This is a genomic window from Janthinobacterium darwini (assembly GCF_051380905.1).
Taxonomy (GTDB): Bacteria; Pseudomonadota; Gammaproteobacteria; order Burkholderiales; family Burkholderiaceae_D; genus Janthinobacterium.
Genome location: NZ_JBNYXX010000001.1, coordinates 3,189,943 through 3,204,318, shown reverse-complemented (window position 1 = coordinate 3,204,318; position 14,376 = coordinate 3,189,943). Strand labels below are relative to the sequence as shown.

Below are 14,376 nucleotides of genomic sequence, written 5' to 3'. Positions count from 1 at the left end.
GGCGGGCATTGAGGCACAATGCCCCGATTGCATCAGGCGGAGAGTGATCATACTGCATGATTTGGGCAATATGCCACACCATTCCCTATCGTGCATTCTGCGCGGAACAGTGCTGTGTACAATGCCCAAAAATCCCCGATTAAGGAATTCTTATGACATCCTCTCCCGAATCTTTTAATGAAGCGGGCATCCTCGCTTATAACGACGGTCATCACGCCGAAGCATTCAAGCAATTCGACGCGGCCGCGCGCACGGGCGATCCTGCCGGCCAGCATTTATTGGCCAGCCTGTATTACCAGGGGCATGGCGTCGAGCAAAATTTGCCGAAGGCGGTAGAACTGTTCACGGCGGCCGCGCAAGCGGGTTTTCCGCCCTCGCTGGCCAATCTGGCCTTGATGTATGCGAGCGGGGATGGCGTCGCGCAAGACATCGCGCAATCGCTGGCCTATGGACGCCAGGCGGCCGAGGCGGGCGATGGCCAGTCGCAATTCAACCTGGCGCAGGCGTACCGCAAGGGCGATGGTGTACCGCAAGATTTTGCGGAGGCGGCGTTCTGGTACAAGCAGGCGGCCGAAGCCGGTTCCCTGTCGGCGCAGAATGAATACGGCTTGCTGTACGCGCAAGGGCAGGGCGTGGAACTCGATTACGTGCAAGCGTATGCATGGATCGCCATGCCGGCCGAGGCGGGCAGCGCGCAGTCGGTCAAGAACCGCGACCAGTTGCTGGAAATCCTCACGCCCTCACAGCAGCAGGCGGCGCGCGCGCTGGCGGCCGAGTATGCGGCGCAGTACGGCGTCAATCCCCACTGAACGACGATTTTGCCGCCAACTTGGTGAGCACGCCCGCCGCATCGATCTCATAACTGTCGAAGTCGCGCGCCAGGAACAGTTCACCCGAGTAATGCAGCCGCGCTTCCGCTTCCAGTTCGGCCATACCGTCCGCATTGTGATAGCGGGCGCTGAAGTGGGTGAGGATCAGGTTCGGCAAGCGCACCGCTTCGGCAAACTGCGCCACGCGCTGCACGGAACTGTGCGTGGGACCGGGGCCTACTTTTTGCAGCATCGCTTCCGTGTAGGTGGCTTCATGTACGAGCAACTGCGCGTCCGCGCAAGCCTCTGCCAGCAACGCTGGCGTGTCGTTGTCGCCGCCGATCACCACCGTGGCGCGCTGCGTTTCCATCTGGCGGAAAGTGGCGGCGTGCAAGACCGTGCCATCGTCGAGTCGCGCATCCTGGCCCGCCTGCAAGAGCCCCCAGGCGGGGCCGGGCGGCGCACCAGCCGCCTGCAGGGCGGCCTTGTCCAGCTTCCACCTGCTCGTCTCCAGCGCAAAACGGTAGCCCACGCTAGGTGCGCGGTGCGATAGCGCATGGCGCTCGATGGTCAAGCCCGCCTCTTGGTGGACCACTTGCGCGCTGTCGACGTCGATGTGGATCAGCGGATACGTCAGGAACAGTTCCGTGTGCAGCAGGGTGGCGTCGATCCACGCCTTGATGGCGGCCGGGGCGATCAGCAGCAAGGGCTTCTTGCGCCCCGTCATGGAGGCGCTGGCGAGCAAGCCCGGCAGCCCATAGCTGTGGTCGCCATGCACGTGGGTGATGCAGATACCCACCAGGTCGTGCACGGACAAGGGCAGGCGCTGCAGCCTGTGCTGTGTGGCTTCGCCGCAATCGATCATCCACCAGTCGCGGTTGTGCGTGGTTTGCAGGGCCAGCGACGTGACGTTGCGGTGGCGCGTGGGCACGCCGGAAGACGTGCCTAGAAAAGTCAGTTTGAACATGCCCGCATTATGCGGCAGGCGTGCCGGCTTGCCAACGTTCTGTTCCTCAGTGCGCCGACGGCACGGCATCGGCCGTGTTGCCGACACAGCCGTCGCGGCTGCTAAAGCTCACCTCTTGCATGCAGGCCTGGCCTCCGGTGCGGATGGCCGGCGAGGCGGGCGTCATCGTTGTCGTTTTGTGCTGCGATAGCAGGGTGACCATGGGCATGCTGCGGCAAATGTGTGGCGTAGGCTATGATGGCGTCACCAACAAGGACAGGCTGCTGGATATTTCCACTGCGCTGTCGTCGGCGATCTATTATGTGCCTGGCATCGATGCATTGCTGGCAATGGGTATTTCGCCGGCCATTCCCGATTATTACTTGACAAGGAGTTTTCCATGCGTATTCGTCCCGCTACATTGCTGTCCGCCCTGGTATTTGGCAGCGTCGTCTTCAGCGCATCCGCTTCCGCCGTCGGGCTGGGTTTCCTGGCCGACACGCCGATGGCTTACCTGAACAAGAACGACAAGCCTGTCTTCGTGAAAGCCGTCACCGACGTGCTCAATGACAAGAAGGATGGCGAAACCGTGCAATGGAGTAATGAAGGCTTGCGCAATTCCGTGCGCATCGCCGCCGAAATTACGGCCAGCGACACGGAAAAGACGGATGCGCAAACCTGCCGCAAGGTGCAGGTGGGCTTGAGCGCCAAGGGTCAGGAACAAACCCTCAAGCTGAAAGTCTGCAAAGCCGGCACGGCCGCCTGGAAAGTGGCGAAGTCCTGATTCCCTGCTCTCGCGGGACTGCCCTTGCCGGCGATCTGTACCGGCAAGGCGAAGACTTTCTCATAAGTAAGTGTTGCAGCGGTTAGAATCACGCTTTACCTTCACTTTCACCATCTGCATGCAGCAAAGTCGCCTCCTGTTTTTCCGCCTGGTCGGCCAGTTTCGCCGCTACGGCGCCATCGTTGCCGCCACTTTGCTGGCCGTGGGCGTGGCGTCCGCCACCGATGTGTTGTTAATCCGCCAGCTACAAAACGTCGTTGACGCCATGCGCACGACGGCCAGCGCACAGGTCGCGCCTGCGTCCGGCGTGATGGGCATGCTGCAGGGCTGGGTCGACCGTTTCCTGCCGGCGCAGGCAGGGCAGGTGGACTTGTGGGTCATCCCCGCCACCATTCTGGGGCTGGCCGTGCTGCGCATGGTGTCCAGTTTTGCCGGTGATTACGGTTCCGTATGGCTATCAAGCCGTGTGCAGGCCGACCTGCGCGAAAAGATGTTCGCCACCATCATGCGTCTGCCCAGCCGCTTTTTCGATACCACCACCACCAGCTTGACGCAGTCGCGCGTGGCCTTCGACGCCAGCCAGGTGTCGCAGGCGGGCTTGAACGTGCTCAATGTGATGGTGCGCGACTCCGTCGCCACCATCGGCTACCTGATCCTGTTGTTCAGCATCGATGTGAAACTGGCCCTGTTCTGCATGGCGTCGATGCCCATCGTGGCCATCGTCGTGACCCTGGCCGGAAGGCGCATGCGTCATTTGAGCAAGAGTTCGCAGCAAGCCGTGGGCGAGCTGACCTCCGTGCTGGACGAAAGCATAGCCGGCCAGCGCGTGGTGAAAATCTTCGGCGGCCAGGATTATGAACAGGCGCGCTTCGTTGACGTCGTCAAGCGCAACCGCCAGCTGGCCGTCAAGCATGCAGCTACCTCGGCCATGAATTCCGGCTTCATCATGATGCTCGTCGGCATTACCCTGTCTTCCGTGATTTATTTCGCCATGTTGCGTGCGCAAAGCGGCGCCATCACGCCGGGCGCCTTCGTTGCCTTCATGGGCGCGCTGATGGCGATGCAGTCGCCGATCAAGAATTTGACCAAGATCAATGAACCGCTGCAACGGGGCCTGGCGGCGGCCGAATCCGTCTTCGGCCTGATCGACACGCCGCTGGAACCGGACCCGGGCAGCATCGCCCCGGCGGCCGTGCAAGGCAATCTGTCGCTGCAAAACGTTCAATTCCGCTACAACAGTGACGATCCCGATGCGCCCACGGCCTTGAGCGATATCACGCTCGACATCCGCGCCGGCGAAACGGTGGCCCTGGTGGGCGGCTCCGGTGGCGGCAAGACAACCTTGCTGGGTTTGCTGCCGCGCTTCTATGACGTCAGTGGCGGCCAGATCCTGCTCGATGGCGTGGACCTGCGCGACTACGCCTTGCTGGCCCTGCGGCGCCAGTTCGCCCTCGTCAGCCAGGACGTGATCTTGTTCAACGACACGATGGCGGCGAATATCGCGTATGGCGACCCGGCCCCGGACATGGCCCGCATCGAAGCGTCGGCGCGCGCCGCCTACGCGCACGACTTCATCATGCAGTTGCCGCAAGGTTATGCAACGCAGGCGGGGCAGAACGGTTCGCGCCTGTCGGGCGGACAACGCCAGCGCCTGGCCATTGCGCGTGCCCTGTACAAGGACGCGCCTATCCTCTTGCTCGACGAAGCCACCAGCGCGCTGGACACGGAGTCGGAGCGGCAGGTGCAGGCGGCGCTGGAAGTGCTGATGCGCAAGCGCACCACCATCGTCATCGCCCACAGGCTGTCCACCATCGAAAGCGCCGACCGCATCGTCGTCATGCAGGGCGGGCGCCTGGTGGAATCGGGCAGCCATGCCGCCTTGCTGCAACAGGGCGGCGCGTATGCGCGCCTGCATGCAAGCCAGTTGTCGCCTGTCAAGGATGGCGCGGCTTAGAACACGTGAATTTCCTGTAATACCAGCCTGGCGCCCAGCGCCGTGCTCTCCACACGAAACGTGGCGGTGAGATCGGACCAAACGCCATTCAGGGGCAGCGAATGGCGCGCTTCGGCAAGCGCCGCGCCGCCGTCCTGGCTGGCCGGGCGCTCGACGCAGCGCTCCTGCCGCGTGCCGCTGGCCTCTGCCGCCGGCGTGACGCGATATACCGTGCCATCCGCATACGGCTCCGGCGAACCATACCCTTCGATCACGACGCGCAGCAGCGCCGGCGTCCAGCCGTAATACGCGTCGTGCGCCGTGCGCGCATGGGCGCACGCGTAATCGCCGCGCGCCAGGTCGGCGATCCAGGCATCGATGATGTCTAGTATCTGGGTGTCGCCAGGGGGCGCGGGCAAGTGCATGGATTTCTTTCGTGACGGGGGAAAACGTTGCTTTCCATTATGATTGCAGCCGCACAATAACATTGCAACGGAACTCAATGCACATACAACAGACGATGCGCTGGCTGCTGGCTGCCGCGCTGGGCATGGGCGCAGCCCTGCCGCTGGCAGCGCAGGAACAGTCGGCGGCGCCAACGCCAACCTTACAGGAGGAAGACCACACCATGTATTTGGATATAAATTTTATGCCCAGCAACCAGCGCCGTGCCGTATATGCGCTGCGCACGCCGCCCGTGCGCGACGAGGCGCTGGGCGCCTGGCATGTGCGGCTCGAATTTCCCGACACACCGGGTGCGCTGGCCTTTGAAACCTACACCACCGACCTGGACTTGAGTCAGGTCAGGTTCGTGCGCTTTCGCAAGCATTACTACGAGAATGGCCAGCTGCTGCGCGAAACCTATTTCAATGCCCAGGGCGAGGAGCTGCTGGGCGGCTGCGTGTACTTCGAGAATGGCCAGGTCCAGCAGCGGGTGACCGCGTTGCCGAACGGGCGCGACAGCATCTCGGAAACGTATCACGAGAATGGCCAGCTGGCGTACAAGACGCTGTATCACGATGACGAGATGGCCGATGGCGAGCAAGTGTCGTATGCCGCGAACGGGGCCGTCAGCCACCGCTCGTATCAACGCAATGGCAAGATGGATGGCGTGCAGGAATCGTTTTATGACGATGGCAAGCTGTTCCAACGGGGACAGTTTGTGAATGGCAAGCGCGAGGGCGAGTTTGTCACCTATGCCAAGGACGGCAGCCTGCTGGCCAGGACCGTCTGGGTGCACGACCAGCCCGACGGCTGGTCGTTTGAAAGCCATGGCAATGGCGTCGTGTCGAGTAAAACGCTGTACCGGAAAGGTGCCGTGCTCAGCTTGCAAACGTGGGAGCCGAGTGGCCGGCCCAATTTTGCGTGGCAAAAAGACGCACAGGGGCGCGACCACGGCGACACGACGGACTGGCATGCCAACGGCGTGCGCGCCAGCGTGACACCGTTTGTCAAAGGCCAGCGCCACGGCTTGCTGCAGACCTGGTACAGCGATGGCAGCCTGCGGCAGATCGTGCCGTACGAACACGGCAAGAAGCACGGCATCGAGCGCCAGTGGGACAAGGCCGGCAAGCTGGTGCTGGAACAGGCGTGGCAGGATGGCCAGCCGGTGGCGGCGAAGTAGGGGATCACATGCCTTATCGACAGACCATGCGGACCTTGCGCCTGGCGCTGCTGGGGGCGCTCATGACGGCCCTGCCGCTGGCGGCGCAGGAGCAGATACAGGAGCAACAGCAGGCTGCGGCACAGTGGCAGCAGCAAGCGCAGGACAAGAGCATCTACCTGGACGAAGACTATGCGGCGAGCGACGTGCGCCACGCCGCGTATGCGCTGCGCACGGCGCCCGTGCGCGACGAGGCGCTGGGCGCCTGGCACGTGCTGCTGGAGTTTCCCGACGCGCCGGGCACGGTGGCGCTGGAAACCTACGCCACGGACCTTGATTTGCGCCAGGCCACGTTCGTCCACCTGCGCAAGTGGTATTACCCGAATGGACAACTGGCCCGCGATGAGAGGCTGGACGCCAAGGGCAATGTGCTGACCGGTGGCGCGTCATTCTATGCCAACGGGAAGGTCAAGCAGCGCGTGACCCTGCTGCCGAACGGGCGCGACAGCATCTCCGAGAATTACCATGAAAATGGCCAGCTGATGAACCGCATCAGCTACCACGGCAAGCAGATGGCCGATGGCGAGTACGTGTCATATGGGCCGAATGGCAAGATGAGCAGCCACGCCTTCCTGAAAGGCGGCAAGATGCATGGCGTGCAGGAAGTGTTTTACGCCGATGGCAAACTGTTCCAGCGTAGTCATTTTATTAATGACAAGCAGGATGGCGAGTTCCTCACCCTGGCCGAGGATGGCAAGGTGCTCGCCCGCAAGGTCTGGGTGGATGGCGAAGCCGATGGCTGGTCATTTGAAAGCCATGACAATGGCCAGCTGGCGCAAAAGGCACTGTACCGCAAGGGCAAGCTGCTCAGCATGCAGAAGTGGGGCAGCAATGGCAAGCCGTCGATCGCCTGGCAGCAGGACGCGCAGGGGCGCGAGCAGGGCGATGTCACGCAATGGCATGACAATGGCGTGCGCGCCAAGGTCATCCCCATGCGCGATGGCCAGCGCCATGGCTTGCTGCAAGTCTGGGCCAGCGACGGCAGCCTGCTGCAGCTCGTGCCGTATGAGCATGGCAAGAAGCAGGGCATCGAGCGCCGCTGGGACAAGCTGGGAAAACAGGTATGGGAGAAGGCTTGGCAGGCCGGAGCGCCAGTGCCTGCCGGGCTATAGGCAGTAGAGGGCCGCCCGCCTTTGCAGGTATCATGTACGGATTCCGGCCCGCCAGCAGGCGTGAAGCCGGCAGGATAACTGGAGGCAATGGTGGTGGAAGCGGAAGGTTCGGCGATGGCCAAGGCGCAAGGCATGGCCTTGCAAAACATGCGCGTCGTCATGCGCGCGGCGCAGCGGCACTCGGCACAGATCGAGAAACAATGTGGCGTGTCGGGCGCGCAATTGTGGGTGATGCAGGAATTGCTGGAGCAGCCAGGCTTGCGCATGGGCGAGCTGGCCAGCAAGATATCCATCCACCAGACGACGGCCAGCAACCTGGTCGATGCGCTGGTGAAAAAAGCCTATGTGCGCAAGGCGCGCGACCAACCCGACCAGCGCGTGGTCACGTTGACCTTGACGGCGGAGGGCCAGGCCGTGATCGCCGGCGCGCCGCAGCCGGCCCGCGGCTTGCTGCCCAGCGCGCTGGCCCAGCTGGACCCCGACAGCCTGGCGCACCTGAACCAGGGCTTGAACGCCTTGCTGGCCGTGGTCGCCCCCGATGACAGGCAGGCGGGCATGCAGCCGTTTCCTTTCACCATGTAATCCAGGGGCAAGCGTGTGGCGGGACTGCCCCGCTTGCCATTATCATCGGCGCTGTCGCACCGTTGATGAGAGTTCGCATTGAAGATAGTCATACCCGTTTTGCTGGCCACCGTCCTGGCCAGTTCTCCCATCATTTCCATGGCCAATGAGTCGGCCATCCTGGCCTTGCCTTCCGGGCAATCGCCGGCCACCCTGCATTTCGACGCGGATTACCAGCCCGCCGTACCCGCTGCGGCCGTGTACGAGCAGCGTGCGCCGCTGCGCCATGATGCGGCCCGCCAGGCCTGGCATTGGCAGCTGCATTTCGCGCAGCCGCCAGGCAAGCTGCACATGGATGCCTGGCTGCTGGACGCCGACGTGGCGTCGCCCCGCTACGCCTACCAGCGCAGCGTGTATTTCGCCGATGGCCAGCTGGCCCTGCTGGAAGAGCGCAACGGGGAGGGCGATTTCGACGGCGTGAGCGTCGAGTACCATGCGAACGGCGTGGTGAAGAGCCGCAAGGCTTACCGCGACGGCGAGTTCGAGGGCTTGCACAGCCATTATCATGCGAATGGCCAGCTGAGCCGTGAATTGCGGTACCAGGCGGGCCAGCCCGCCGATGGCGAATACTTGAGCTTTGATGCCCATGGCCAGGTGAGCAACCGCGCGCATTTTGCCGATGGCGTGCTGTCGGGCGAGGCGCAAGCGTTTCATCCGAATGGCAGGCTGGCTGAGCGGGGGCCGTATCTGGAAGGCCAGCGCAACGGCCTGCACCAGACGTGGTGGCCGGATGGCCGTGAAAAGTCGCGCCTCAATTTCCTGCATGGCAAGCCGCAGGGCTGGTCGCTGCTATATTTCGCGAATGGCCAGCTGGACCAGAAAATCCTGTTCGAGGATGGCGTCATGTTGAGCACGCAAAGCTGGCGCGAGGATGGCACGCCACTGCACGCCGTCGAGTATGTCGACGGTCGCAAGCACGGCCTGGAGCGCAGCTGGGGCGAGGGCGGCACGCGCACCCTCTGCGCCTGGCAGCAGGGCCGTTTGCTGCGCCCCTGCAGCCATTTTTAGTTGGGTGGCGCCGGCAGCCGTTGCAGCTGCAACTGCGCCAGCGCCCCGTACAGCGGTTCGCTGAGCACGCGCGACACGGTGCTGGCCACCACGGCGCAGGCCATCAGGCTCAGTACCATGCCGTGGCCGTCGACCATTTCCATGACAATGATGAAAGCTGTCAGCGGCGCTTGCGTGGCGGCGGCCAGGAAACCCACCATGCCCAGCGCGATCAGGGCAGGCGCGTGCGGGTAGTGCAGCAGCACGGCGATATCGTGGCCGATGCCTGCGCCGATGGCCAGAGAGGGCGCGAAGATGCCTGCCGGCACGCCCGACCAGACGGTCAGCCAGGTGGCCACATATTTGAAGGCAACAAAGGCGGGCGAGGCGTCGCTGGCGCCATCGAGCATGGCGCGCGTGGCCACGGTGCCGCTGCCGAAGGTGGCGCCATGGCTGGCGATGCCGATGGCTGCCACCAGCAGACCGCAGATGGCGGCGAACAGCACGGGCCGGCCTTTTCTCCACGCGGACAATCGTCCCAGCGGATTGCCCCGGGCGGAGGCCAGCAGCAGCCGCGCAAACAGGCCGCCGGCCACGCCCGCCACCAGGGTCACCAGCAAGCCGGGCAAGGCCAGCGCCAGGCCGATAGGGCCGGGGTGGATGATGCCGAAGTGGGTAGCGTTGCCGTGGATCGACACAGCCATCATGCCGGCCAGCACGATGCCTGCCACGATCAGGCCGCTGTTGCGCTGCTCGGGCGAGCGCGACAGCTCCTCGATGGCAAACATGACGCCTGCCAGCGGCGTATTGAAGGCGGCCGCGATGCCGGCCGCGCCGCCCGCGACCAGCAGTGAATGGGCGCTCACCTGCGAGTGACGGGGCAGCCAGCGGCGCGCGGCCAGCATCACGCCGGCGGCGATCTGCACGGACGGCCCTTCGCGCCCCAGTGACAATCCCCCCAGCAAGCCACCCGCCGTCAGGACGATCTTCGCGGCGCTGAGCTTCAGGGAGACGAACAGCGAACGCTGCTCGGGCGCCACGGCCGGGTCCAGGGTGGCCATCACTTGCGGGATGCCGGAACCGGCCGCTCCCATGGCGTAGCGGCGCGTCAGCCAGACCAGCAAGGCGGCGCAGGCTGGTGTCCACAGCAGGGCGAACCACCAGGCTTTGCCGTTAAAAAAGAGAAACAGGTCCAGTGCTTCCTCCGCCAGCCACGTAAAGCCGACGACGACGAGGCCCGCGATGGCGGCCATGCCGACGACGACGGCGCGCGACCACCACAGGCGCGGGTTGGCAAATTCATGCTTGAAGGCAGAGGGGATGTCGTGCAAGTGCTTCATTGCGGCAAGTCCAGGGTAGGGCGCGCAGGGCGTCGGGGAGACTTGCCATTATATCGATATATTTGCGCAAATGTATTTCATGCGCCTGATCCGTGGGCGGCTGGCAACAGAATGCCTGCCTCGGCCAGGAAATCGACGAGCGCCCGCACTTTTGGCGCCAGGTGCGGCCCGGACGGCCACAGCAGCCAGCAACTGTGGGCCCGATGATCTGTGATCGCGTAGTCCTTCAGCACCTCGACCAGACTGCCTTCGGCCAGCGCGCCGCGCACATGAAAGTCGGGCAGCCAGGCGATACCCAGGCCTTGCCGGGCGAAGTGCAGGCGCGCATCGACGTTGTTGCACACCATTGACACGGGCAAGTCCAGGGGCGCAGCGTCCGCCTCCTGGCGCAGCTGCCACTGTTCGATCTTGCCGCTGTGGCGGAAACGGTAGTGCAGACAGGCATGCTGTTGCAGCGCAAGAGGATGGCTGGGCGTGCCGTGCCGCGCCAGGTAGGCGGGCGAGGCCACGAGGCAGGAGCGGAACTGGCCCAGCTTGCGGGCTGCCAGGCGCGAATCGCGGGGCGCGCCGATGCGGATGACGGCGTCGAAGCCATCGCCGACGACATCGGCCAGCGCGTCGGAAAAGTCCAGGTCGAGGGCGATGGCGGGGTGCTGCCGGGAAAATTCGGCCAGCGCGGACAGGAACAGGCCGCCCAGTTCCGGCAAGCCCAGGCGCAGACGGCCGCGCGGCGCCAGATTGCCCGCCAGCTCCTCCTGCGCCACCTGCATTTCCGCCAGGATGGTCTCGCTGCGCGCGAGAAAGAGCTTGCCCTCGGTCGTCAGACTCAGCTGGCGGGTGCTGCGCTGGAACAGGCGCGCGCCCAGCCGTTGCTCCAGGCGCGCCAGACTCTTGCTGACGGCCGACGGCGAAATGCCGGCCTGGCGCGCGGCGGCGACAAAGCTGCCCGCCTGTGCCAGTTGCACGAACAGGGCCACGCCGGAGAGGTTATCGGTATTCTGCTTTTGCATGATTCATGACAGTTTGGTCAGGTGTGAAACGCATTGAAGCATATTTTTCTTTGTCGCGTGGCTGCTTACCATGGGCTTTTAACTGCAGGGAGCATGCAATGAAGATGATTGGATTCAGGAAGGGCAGTAGCGTGGACGAGCACGATGGCTTGTTCGACATGATGGGAGAATTGCCTGTGCCGGGCCCGCGCGAGGTGCTGGTGCAAGTGCGCGCCGTGGGCGTCAACCCGCTCGACACCAAGGTGCGCGCGGGGCTTGTGAACGTGCCGGAGCGTGTCGTGACCCTGGGATGGGATGCGGCCGGCATCGTGCATGCCGTCGGCAGCGAGGTCACCCTGTTCGCGCCGGGACAGGCCGTGTATTACGCGGGCTCCTTCGACCGCACGGGCGCGAACGCCGAATACCACCTGGTCGACGAGCGCATTGCCGCGCGCATGCCGGCGACCCTGGATTGTGCACAGGCGGCCAGCGTGCCATTGGCGGCACTGACGGCGTGGCAGCTGCTGTTCGAGCGCTTTGCCATCATGCCCGGCGACCGGCAGCCACGGGGCAGCCTGCTGGTGCTGGGCGGCGCGGGCGGCGTCGGTTCGCTGCTGATCCAGCTGGCGCGCCAGTTGACGGGGTTGACCGTGATCGCCACCGCCTCGCGCAAGGACAGTGCGGATTGGTGCCGGGCCATGGGCGCGCATCACGTGATCGACCATGCGCTGCCCATGCCGGCACAGGTGGCGGCCTTGGACGTGGCTCCCGTGCACCATATCGCCGCCCTGTCGCATACGGCGCAGCATGTCGCGGAACTGGTGGAGCTGATCGCGCCGCACGGCAAGCTGGCCGTCATCGACGACCACGATGTTTTTGATGCGGCGCCGCTGAAGGGCAAGAGCATTTCCCTGCACTGGGAAATGGTGTTTACGCGGCCTTTGTACGCCACCGGCGATATGCAGGAACAGCAGCGCATCCTGACCCGCGTGGCGGCACTGCTGGACGAGGGCGTGCTGCGCCACACGCTGCAGCAGCGCCTGTCGCCCATGGACGCGGCCACCTTGCGGCGCGCGCATGCGCTGCTGGAGCGGGGCGGGCAGCCGGGCAAAATCGTGGTCAGCGACTGAACAGGCTTACACGAACAGTTCGTGCCGCGCGCTCTGGCTGATGGCGATGGTGGCCGGGTGGCTCAAACGCCGTTCCGTGGTGATCGCGTAGACTTGCTCGACCAGGCTGTCGACCCGGCCCAGCGCCATCACGGCGTACTGTTCGCAGACCTGGGGCGCGATGACGGTGGGCGCGAAAAACAGGCCGGCGCCGGACTGGCCGAAGGCCTTCATCATGGCGCTGTCGTCAAATTCGCCGACGATGCGCGGGTGCAGATGATTGTCGCCTAGCCACTGCAGCAAGCGCCCGTAAATGGCGAAGTCTTCACCGGGCAGCAGCAGCGGCGCGCCATCCAGGCATTGCGGGAAGCCTCCAGTCAGGGTGGCGGCCAGGGCTGGCGTGCCGAACAGGGTCATGCCGCTTTCGCCCAGCAAATGGTTAAAACCGCGCACGCTCAAATGGGCCGGCATGGGCCGGTCCGCCATGATCAGGTCGAGGCGGTGCACGGCCAGGTCCGCCAGCAGGCTGGCCAGCCGCCCTTCGCGGCAAATGATGCGCAGCGGTTCGGCCAGGCCCAGCGCGGGCGCGACCAGGCGGCAGGCGATCAGTTTCGACACGGAATCGGCGCAGCCCACGCGAAACGTCGTCGTCGCCGTGCGCGACTGGTCGCGCACGATTTCCAGCAATGCGTCACCCGTGCTGAAAATGCTTTCGGCATGGCTGAGGATGCGCCGGCCCGTATCCGTCAATTCCAGCTGGCGCCCGCTGCGGCGGAACAATTCCACGCCCAGGGTGTCGGCAAACTCGCTGAGCTGCCCGGAAATCGATTGCGGCGTCAGGTGTAGCTGTTCGGCCGCGCGGGCGATGCTGCCCGTCTTGGCCACCATCCAGAAATAGCGCAAGTGCTTAAAGTTGAGTGTGGACATGCTTTTCCCTGAAATAAATACATCGATTTTTTCGATGTATTCGTCAATTATATTCGATTTGTTCGATGTTTATATTCAGACTATGATGGCTGCTCAATTCATGCAAGGAGAGTGCCATGGGCATCAGGATAGAGACAGACAGTTGCGGAGGCCACCGATGAACGGCCTGGAAAGTATTGCGACGGCACCCATGTGGGCCGGCTTCATCGCCTTTGTCCTGGTGATGCTGGCGCTGGACCTGTTCGTCTTCGGCGGCAACAAGGCGCACAAGGTCAGTGTCAAGGAAGCGGCGACCTGGTCGCTGGTGTGGGTCAGCCTGGCCCTGCTGTTCAACGGCGGCCTGTGGTGGTATCTGAACGGCACGGCCGGACCCGAGATCGCCAACCAGAAGGCGCTGGAATTTTTCTCCGGCTACCTGATCGAGAAAGCGCTGTCGGTCGATAACGTGTTCGTCTTCCTGCTGATCTTCAGCGCCTTCCAGGTGCCGATCCAGTACCAGCGCCGCGTGTTGATTTACGGCGTGCTGGGCGCGATCGTCATGCGTGCCGTGATGATCATGGCCGGGGCCTGGGTGGTAAGCGAGTTCAGCTGGGTGCTGTATCTGTTTGGCGCCTTCCTGTTGATTACCGGCATGCGCATGCTGGTGGCGGCCGATGCAGAGCCGGACGTGGCGAACAACCCCGTGCTGCGCTTTGCCCGCCGCCACTTGCGGGTAGCGGACGGCGACCATGGTGAGCGTTTCTTCGTGGCAAAGGGTGGCTTGCGCTATGTCACCCCGCTGTTCCTGGTGCTGATCCTGATCGAGGTGACGGACCTGGTGTTCGCGGTCGATTCGATCCCGGCGATCTTCGCCATCACGACGGACCCGTTCATCGTCTTCACGTCGAACCTGTTCGCCATCATGGGATTGCGGGCCCTGTACTTCCTGCTGGTGGACGTGGCTGACCGCTTCCACATGCTCAAGTATGGCCTGGCGATGGTACTGGTGTTCATCGGCGCCAAGATGCTGATCATGCCGTGGTACCACGTGCCGGTGGAAGCTTCGTTGCTGGTGGTGGCAGTGCTGATCGTATCGAGTTGCGTGGCGAGCGTATTCATCACCCGCAGCGACAAGAAATAAACAGCAGTACGGCGCGCCCCGCAAGGCGGTGGCGCG

The 14,376-nt window shown here is 63.9% G+C and carries 15 protein-coding genes; 9 read left to right on the top strand and 6 right to left on the bottom strand.

Translation table 11 applies throughout. The features are described from left to right. Positions 1–152: 152 nt before the first annotated feature. Positions 153–809 (top strand): tetratricopeptide repeat protein, encoded by a 657-nt coding sequence (locus ACQ4WZ_RS14745; RefSeq protein ID WP_436573767.1) that lies wholly within the window; start codon positions 153–155, stop codon positions 807–809. On the opposite strand, the gene ACQ4WZ_RS14740 is transcribed toward ACQ4WZ_RS14745, so the two are convergent. Together ACQ4WZ_RS14740 and ACQ4WZ_RS14735 are read right to left on the bottom strand one after the other, a co-directional pair. Further along, positions 796–1,776, bottom strand: coding sequence for a ribonuclease Z (locus ACQ4WZ_RS14740; RefSeq protein WP_436573766.1), 981 nt, complete (start codon positions 1,774–1,776; stop codon positions 796–798). The two genes, ACQ4WZ_RS14745 and ACQ4WZ_RS14740, sit on opposite strands and share 14 nt — an antisense overlap. A gap of 46 nt (positions 1,777–1,822) precedes the next feature. Beyond that, the gene (locus tag ACQ4WZ_RS14735; RefSeq protein WP_436573765.1) at positions 1,823–1,978 is read right to left on the bottom strand and encodes a hypothetical protein; all 156 of its coding nucleotides are present in this window, start codon (positions 1,976–1,978) and stop codon (positions 1,823–1,825) included. A gap of 177 nt (positions 1,979–2,155) precedes the next feature. Between ACQ4WZ_RS14735 and ACQ4WZ_RS14730 the strand changes: the two genes are divergently transcribed. Both ACQ4WZ_RS14730 and msbA read left to right on the top strand, forming a co-directional pair. Next, positions 2,156–2,539: a hypothetical protein gene (locus ACQ4WZ_RS14730; protein ID WP_133992831.1), complete on the top strand. Its 384-nt coding sequence runs from the start codon at positions 2,156–2,158 to the stop codon at positions 2,537–2,539. Between the two features lie 118 nt (positions 2,540–2,657). Further along, positions 2,658–4,493, top strand: coding sequence for a lipid A export permease/ATP-binding protein MsbA (gene msbA / locus ACQ4WZ_RS14725; RefSeq protein WP_101480328.1), 1,836 nt, complete (start codon positions 2,658–2,660; stop codon positions 4,491–4,493). Here the strand turns inward: msbA and ACQ4WZ_RS14720 are convergent. Continuing rightward, complete coding sequence (locus ACQ4WZ_RS14720) at positions 4,490–4,897, bottom strand: hypothetical protein (RefSeq protein ID WP_436573764.1); 408 nt, start codon at positions 4,895–4,897, stop codon at positions 4,490–4,492. The two genes, msbA and ACQ4WZ_RS14720, sit on opposite strands and share 4 nt — an antisense overlap. Positions 4,898–4,974: 77 nt before the next feature. On the opposite strand from ACQ4WZ_RS14720, the gene ACQ4WZ_RS14715 reads away from it, so the two are divergent. The 4 genes from ACQ4WZ_RS14715 to ACQ4WZ_RS14700 all read left to right on the top strand — a co-directional run bounded on the left by ACQ4WZ_RS14715 (position 4,975) and on the right by ACQ4WZ_RS14700 (position 8,876). After that, entirely contained in the window at positions 4,975–6,096 is a 1,122-nt protein-coding gene (locus ACQ4WZ_RS14715) for a toxin-antitoxin system YwqK family antitoxin (protein WP_436573763.1), read from the top strand. Positions 6,097–6,104: 8 nt separating this feature from the next. Beyond that, entirely contained in the window at positions 6,105–7,247 is a 1,143-nt protein-coding gene (locus ACQ4WZ_RS14710) for a toxin-antitoxin system YwqK family antitoxin (RefSeq protein ID WP_436573762.1), read from the top strand. A gap of 87 nt (positions 7,248–7,334) precedes the next feature. Next, on the top strand, positions 7,335–7,829 hold the full coding sequence (locus ACQ4WZ_RS14705) for a MarR family winged helix-turn-helix transcriptional regulator (protein ID WP_101480332.1): 495 nt from the start codon (positions 7,335–7,337) through the stop codon (positions 7,827–7,829). A 78-nt stretch (positions 7,830–7,907) separates the two neighbouring features. Beyond that, the gene (locus ACQ4WZ_RS14700) at positions 7,908–8,876 is read left to right on the top strand and encodes a toxin-antitoxin system YwqK family antitoxin (protein WP_133992821.1); all 969 of its coding nucleotides are present in this window, start codon (positions 7,908–7,910) and stop codon (positions 8,874–8,876) included. Here the strand turns inward: ACQ4WZ_RS14700 and ACQ4WZ_RS14695 are convergent. Together ACQ4WZ_RS14695 and ACQ4WZ_RS14690 are read right to left on the bottom strand one after the other, a co-directional pair. Beyond that, positions 8,873–10,195: a chloride channel protein gene (locus ACQ4WZ_RS14695; protein WP_133992819.1), complete on the bottom strand. Its 1,323-nt coding sequence runs from the start codon at positions 10,193–10,195 to the stop codon at positions 8,873–8,875. The two genes, ACQ4WZ_RS14700 and ACQ4WZ_RS14695, sit on opposite strands and share 4 nt — an antisense overlap. A 77-nt stretch (positions 10,196–10,272) precedes the next feature. Then, positions 10,273–11,205, bottom strand: coding sequence for a LysR family transcriptional regulator (locus ACQ4WZ_RS14690; protein ID WP_436573761.1), 933 nt, complete (start codon positions 11,203–11,205; stop codon positions 10,273–10,275). A 98-nt stretch (positions 11,206–11,303) separates the two neighbouring features. Here ACQ4WZ_RS14690 and ACQ4WZ_RS14685 point away from each other — a divergent pair, with 98 nt between their 5' ends. Then, entirely contained in the window at positions 11,304–12,314 is a 1,011-nt protein-coding gene (locus ACQ4WZ_RS14685) for a zinc-binding alcohol dehydrogenase family protein (protein WP_436573760.1), read from the top strand. A gap of 6 nt (positions 12,315–12,320) precedes the next feature. Here ACQ4WZ_RS14685 and nhaR read toward each other — a convergent pair whose 3' ends face one another. Next, complete coding sequence (gene nhaR / locus ACQ4WZ_RS14680; RefSeq protein WP_101480337.1) at positions 12,321–13,220, bottom strand: transcriptional activator NhaR; 900 nt, start codon at positions 13,218–13,220, stop codon at positions 12,321–12,323. Positions 13,221–13,377: 157 nt separating this feature from the next. Here nhaR and ACQ4WZ_RS14675 point away from each other — a divergent pair, with 157 nt between their 5' ends. Beyond that, positions 13,378–14,340, top strand: coding sequence for a TerC family protein (locus ACQ4WZ_RS14675; protein WP_035826186.1), 963 nt, complete (start codon positions 13,378–13,380; stop codon positions 14,338–14,340). The last annotated feature ends 36 nt before the right edge of the window (positions 14,341–14,376 follow it).